We start from the raw sequence: 5,722 nt of genomic DNA, 5'->3' as shown, positions 1-5,722 counted from the left end.
TCTTGGCAGCATGTTGTTTTTAAATTAGCCTTGCGCGCAGATTCACCCAACAACACCAGCGGCATTGATCAAACAATCCTATGGCTGGTGAGTGCACAACAGGATGCCGATAATCAATCAACCTATTGCATTAAAAAGCAGTATAGCTTGTTGTTTCAAGCTCCGTTTTACTCAACAGACCTATTCAACCAGCTAAACAAGCTAAAGCTTGAAAGCCAAACACTCGCAGGAGAGACGTTTTTGAAACTCACCCTGCCCCATGCCCAACAACAAGGCATGGTTGGTGTGTGGCTATTGTCAGCCTTGCCTGTAGTCCAAGATCATGCGCTCAGCCCCCATCCTCAAATCAGTCAATGGGAAGATGTACTGGGTTTAGGATTTAAACGCTTCTCAAATCCAATCGAATCGAGATTTGATCTAAATACCGGTCAGTATGCGATTTTGGATGCAGAACAACATAATCTTTTATCTGTGGTATTTGATGGGTTTAGTTTTGTTAGCACCGAAGCGTTTGATCGGCGAATCCATCAACACGGATTTGTGTCGCCAACAAACAAAAAAACCACATATCAATTACATCCTGTACACGAGTATTATTCACGCCATTTACCCGCATGCGAATCACTCGTTGAACAGTTGAACATTCGCTACTACTACGTTGAGATGCCATCGATAAAAGGCCAGACTTTGGCGGCTTCACAACGCCGTGCGCATTATTTATCAAAACGGCTTCGTGACCATGCTGGTATAGCACACATCAACCCCCTTAGGTCGAATGAAAACACCCACTCTCTTGATGTTGAAATACACTACCAAACAGAGCAGTATCTTAGCCTTCTCTATAATCATGGATACGGTCGGTGTACACATAAACAGGTTATGCGCCCTAAGGGGGTAAATATAGACATCAACACAGCTAAAACGCTTCGATTAAGAGAGATCATCCAGCGTGCTGTTGAACACTATGCACCCAATCATGCTGATAACGCACTTTTTATGGCAAAGCTTTTGCAAAACCTCACAGCCAAAATAGCTAACACTGACGCCATGCCATTAAACTGGGCTGAAATGATTGAACAGGATACCATTGAATTTACGTTTGATGACAAAACACTGCGACTCTACTTAGCGCATCAGTACAACCTTTACCAACCAAAGATACTAGAGGTGAACTGGCAAGATTGGATGGCGCCATAGGCTAATGAGTATAGTCAAATGCTGTGTGCCCATATTCAGACCTGCAACTAATTTTCCACCTTTAATAGCCGACTAGTTGATGTAATGGCTCAAATTGATAAAAGACTGGTTTATCTTCTGTACTCTTGATTGGGTTAGGTAAACTGTCTGGGTGATTGCAATATAAATACGTCTAATTAGTTGTATAATCTTTTCTAAAATCACGAGGAATAACCATTCAAGTCATTACTGTTTATATCAAAATTGGTGATGAAAGATAAAACATATTCTCAGAGGATAGATATTATGATGAAAATTTATGGATTAGTGCTTGTTTTTGTCCCTCTTACACTACTGGCCGAAGCGAACAGTGTTCAGCATTCTCAATCAAGTATGAATTTGATCTCTGAGCGTTTTCAAGATAACCATGATGGTACGCTCACTGACACCACAACCCAACTGATTTGGATGCGTTGCACTGTTGGCCAGACATGGCAGGGTAATCACTGCCATGGTGAAGCCATAAAGATGAACTGGCATCAAGCCATTAGTAAGGCTGAAACCTACATCTATACTGAAAAGTCAGACTGGCGTTTACCAACATTGGAAGAGTTAAGAACACTTGTTGTCTGTAGCTCTGGTTTGAGAAGAGAAATCCGCTTAAGAGAGGATTATGCTATAACAGATGCTGAGAATGGCGTTCGATTTGATGGTCGCTGCAAAGGTGACTTTGATACTCCCACCATTGATCAAAAAGCTTTTCCCGATACGTTAAAGAATAATTACTGGACATCGACAGAACACCCGATTTTTAAACAATTTAGTTGGGGTGTTAACTTTAGCGCAGGAAGTGAGTTCAATTATCTTGTTAAGGCAGAAGGTCAAAATCGCTATGTCCGTCTTATTCGAGATGCAAAACAGTGATTTATTAAGCTAACTCAACTAGGTAGATTAAGACACTCTATGATTATCAAAAAGCCTTTTATCGCGCCGGTCAAATCATCCGTGTTAATCCCCACAAAGAGCGCATTGATGACATTCTCACCCAATGGTTCAAACGCACCTTGCACAAACGCGGGGTTGAGGTTAATATTGAAAACATGATGACACTAACAAGGAGTGATGGCATGTTAGCGGAGAATTTTGAAAATTTAATGATGCAACTTGAGCAACGTGGCAAGCTAGAGGGTCAGCTAGAGCAAGCAATAAAAATGATTCGTGATTTTAATCTACCGGTTAAAAAGGTCGCAGAGCAATATAAGCTATCATTCGACGAGTTAATGCGCCGCTTAAACCAAGGCGACCACTCAATATCCTAACCGCATAAAAAACGTCCCAATCAAGGTGCGTTCTGCATTATGACGAGCTTTCAACGTTTTTTTCATACCTATCCGTTATGCTAAAATGGTCTTAGAAATTAATAGTGTGAAAAACTCAAATGACGCAACAACAAAATGACCTACCCGAAAATGATGACGATTGGCTATATGGTGATTCTACCGAGCATAGCCACGATAGAGGCTATAAGTTCCTCTTTTCGCACAAAGAGCTGGTTCAAGAGTTGATTGAAGGCTTTGCGCCGGCTGAACTGGTAACTAATCTTGATTTTAGTTCACTGCAAAAAGAGAATGGCAGCTTTATTACCCCAGCGATGAAAAAACGCGATTCGGATGTGGTCTGGTCAGCAAAACTTAAAGGATCTGAGCAAGACGTATACTTGTATTTGATGCTAGAATTTCAATCGGAAGTGGATTTATCCATGCCTGTTCGCATGCTTCAATATGTCGCCGCGTTGTATGATGATTTGAATAAACAAAATAGATTATCTTTCAAAAAAGGGCTGCCACCCGTATTTCCAGTAGTGCTATACAACGGCCAACCCAAATGGACGGCAAAACACCAAATGGCCGATCTATATCGCAATTTGCCGGATTACTTAAAACCCTATCAACCACAATTACGCTATTATTTAATTGACGAAGAGCGCGTGCCTGATGAACAAATCGACAGTGTGATTAATGGCATCAGCACGATTTTTAGCTTTGAGAAAGCACACGAATACGCCCAAGCCCGCCGCAGTACACAAAAGTTGGTGGGTTATTTAGACAGCTTGGGCGACGATAAGCGCGCACTCGCGATGGCGGTATTAAAATGGGTGATGGTTCACTTGAAAAAGAACTACCCAACGATTAACATTGCACCTGTAGAACACATCATTAAGGAGCCGAGCATGCTGGCACAAAACGTAGAAAACTGGAAAAGAGAAATTTACGCTGAAGGCGAGTTACGCGGTGAACTACGCGGTAAGCTAGAGGGTAAGCTAGAGGGTAAGCTAGAGCAAGCAATCGAAATGATTCGAGAGTTTAATTTATCTGTAGAATTAGTGGCGGAGCGTTGTCATTTATCGATAAAAGAGCTCAAAGAGCGTTTAAGGCAAACCGAAAAATAACCCAGCCTCATTATTTAATCCCACCCAAAACAAAAAAGCCCCAATCAAGGGGCAAACAATTGTGCTGACTTGTTTGCTCCTTGATCTACTATCTTCTCGAAGTTGCGGCATGACGGTGCGCGATGAGACATGCCAGCGAGCAAGCGAATTATTTTGAGGTTTGCTCGGTCAGTGTGCTAGGCAGGATAAGGACTAGCATAGCAACTTATGAAATACGCAACGAATCACTTTTTGTAAATAAACCTCTTTTACTGGCATTTATGTTTGTCGTGATACCACTGACCGCTCAGTGTGGAATTACATATTCTTGACATCTCGCGCGTTTCAAAATTTGGATCGACAGCAGTAATTGTAACGGGTCCAATTTGACGCGTATCATACAATAAAAACCCTGATGTTCTACAAGTGATGGAGCAAGTGAAACGTCTAGGCGAAGCATTGCTTGACCGACTCGTAGAGGCTGAACTTCTAGCATTTTCATGACGGCGCTGTTCAGCCAATCTTCTTTCCTCTTCATGGCGCAAGCGTTCTTGTTCTTGGCGGCGTTGTTCTTCGTGATAGGCGTTTTGTTGTTGATTGTAGACGGCTCGTGCTTCAGCGAGTGCCGTTGGATTATAGGCTTTGTTTTTTGCCTGTTCAAGATACGCTTCCGCACGCCGGAAGTTCCAGCTTCTGGCCTCTTTTTTGGCGAGTTCAAGCAGGTTTTCCTGCTCGAACTGCTGTAAGCGATCCAAATCTTCAAAGCTAAAGGCTGAAACCGCTGGCATCCAGCTTATAAACAACAGTGCAAAAATCAATGGCTTCATATTCACTCCAAAGCAAAAGCCGCTGCGCGGCCAAAGTTACTGTCCGCTGCGCACGAGGCGCACACGATTGTAGCCTCCTTGTGAGCCGACCATCCCGCCGTGATCACCGCGATGGTTAAAGAACACACCCATCACATGGTGGCTACTGACTGGACTGGGGGAGGCTGACATATAAAAAAGATGGCCCGTATGTGGAAACACGGCAGTGAATATTGTTGGCTTTTGATAGTTACCCTTGCAATGACCTCTTAACTCCTTATCAACCACCTTAACTATTCCTCTATTGATCATGCGAAGCTCACTTTGATGTCCGGAACTACAATAGACAAGGCTGTGCAGTTCTTCAATAGTTGGTACACGCCAATCGGATTTTCCTGCGTAGTTTGTTGAAGCCGCGGCATCCCTTGCAGATGGCCAATCATAGGTGCTTGCTCTGCCTGTACATGTACGCCCGTTCCAGATTAGGCCTAAGCTACATACCATCCAGGTTAAGTTAGTTTTTTTGTCATAGACCGTGCCATTTTGATTAATGACATAGCGATCTCTAAATGGCGCATCGATTCGATCTTGTTTAGCTTTTGCTTCGGCTTGCGCCCTCTGCTCTGCTACTTTCCCCGCTGGCGTGAGTCCACTGCTCATATCTATCCGCAACGATGGCGAGGTAAAATCAACGTAACTATTCAGCCTGAAAAAAAAACAAAAAAGTACTTGACAGGGTTTTTGGCCTAAAAACCCAAAATTAATCCGCTTTGAAGCTCAGTGCTATAGGCGCAAACCAAGCCTGCCCTGAGTCGCGTGTCTGTAATGCATTATACTAAATACCCCCGTGCCAAGACAAAAAATCAAACCTCCTCAAATCGCATCTCATTGCGAAAATTTTGCCCAAAAAAAGTTGTGAGATAATAGGCCTACAAAATCACACAGACCTATGCCATGAAGATTAGCGATATTGAAATCGACACCACACTAGAGCATGTCAAGCAATTGCTCAAGGAAGATAGAAGCGTTTCGCCCGCATTGCGCGCGGCGATCAATCTGCTTTTGGTGATTATTCCAATCCTGCTAGGTCGTGTCAGCACCAATAGTAGCAATAGCAGTAAACCGCCCTCTCAAGATCCTAATCGCCTTAAGAAACCGCGAGTCAAAAGTGAGCGCCTCGCCGGTGGGCAAGAAGGGCGTATCGGCAAAACCTTAGCGCCTGTGGAGGAGCCGGATGAGATTAAGGTGGTTAAGATTGATCGTCGCACCCTGCCAAAAGGGCATACCTACACATTCAAAGGGTATGAGAATC

General features: G+C 43.4%; 7 protein-coding genes. 5 read left to right on the top strand and 2 right to left on the bottom strand.

From position 1 onward, the window contains the following. The 4 genes from NA59_RS12395 to NA59_RS12380 all read left to right on the top strand — a co-directional run. Positions 1-1,197: hypothetical protein (locus NA59_RS12395; protein ID WP_044413341.1), on the top strand; the 1,197-nt coding region annotated here is incomplete at its 5' end. 285 nt (positions 1,198-1,482) lie between these two features. Continuing rightward, positions 1,483-2,100, top strand: a complete 618-nt coding sequence (locus NA59_RS12390) for an Lcl C-terminal domain-containing protein (RefSeq protein ID WP_052501677.1) — start codon at positions 1,483-1,485, stop codon at positions 2,098-2,100. A gap of 203 nt (positions 2,101-2,303) precedes the next feature. Next, positions 2,304-2,495 carry a hypothetical protein gene (locus NA59_RS12385; RefSeq protein WP_044413339.1) on the top strand — a complete coding sequence of 64 codons (192 nt, stop codon included), beginning with the start codon at positions 2,304-2,306 and terminating at the stop codon, positions 2,493-2,495. Between the two features lie 119 nt (positions 2,496-2,614). After that, positions 2,615-3,625: an Rpn family recombination-promoting nuclease/putative transposase gene (locus tag NA59_RS12380; RefSeq protein ID WP_052501676.1), complete on the top strand. Its 1,011-nt coding sequence runs from the start codon at positions 2,615-2,617 to the stop codon at positions 3,623-3,625. 248 nt (positions 3,626-3,873) lie between these two features. On the opposite strand, the gene NA59_RS12375 is transcribed toward NA59_RS12380, so the two are convergent. Further along, entirely contained in the window at positions 3,874-4,431 is a 558-nt protein-coding gene (locus tag NA59_RS12375) for a hypothetical protein (RefSeq protein ID WP_044413336.1), read from the bottom strand. Positions 4,432-4,467: 36 nt separating this feature from the next. Beyond that, on the bottom strand, positions 4,468-5,070 hold the full coding sequence (locus tag NA59_RS14540) for an Lcl C-terminal domain-containing protein (RefSeq protein WP_052501675.1): 603 nt from the start codon (positions 5,068-5,070) through the stop codon (positions 4,468-4,470). A gap of 294 nt (positions 5,071-5,364) precedes the next feature. Between NA59_RS14540 and NA59_RS15840 the strand changes: the two genes are divergently transcribed. Next, positions 5,365-5,722: DUF6444 domain-containing protein (locus NA59_RS15840; RefSeq protein ID WP_044413333.1), on the top strand; the 358-nt coding region annotated here is incomplete at its 3' end.

The sequence above is a fragment of the Thiomicrospira microaerophila genome, from assembly GCF_000934765.1.
GTDB lineage: Bacteria > Pseudomonadota > Gammaproteobacteria > Thiomicrospirales > Thiomicrospiraceae > Thiomicrospira > Thiomicrospira microaerophila.
The sequence above is the reverse complement of the archived record's forward strand: the minus strand, read 5'-3'. Positions and strand labels throughout refer to the sequence as shown.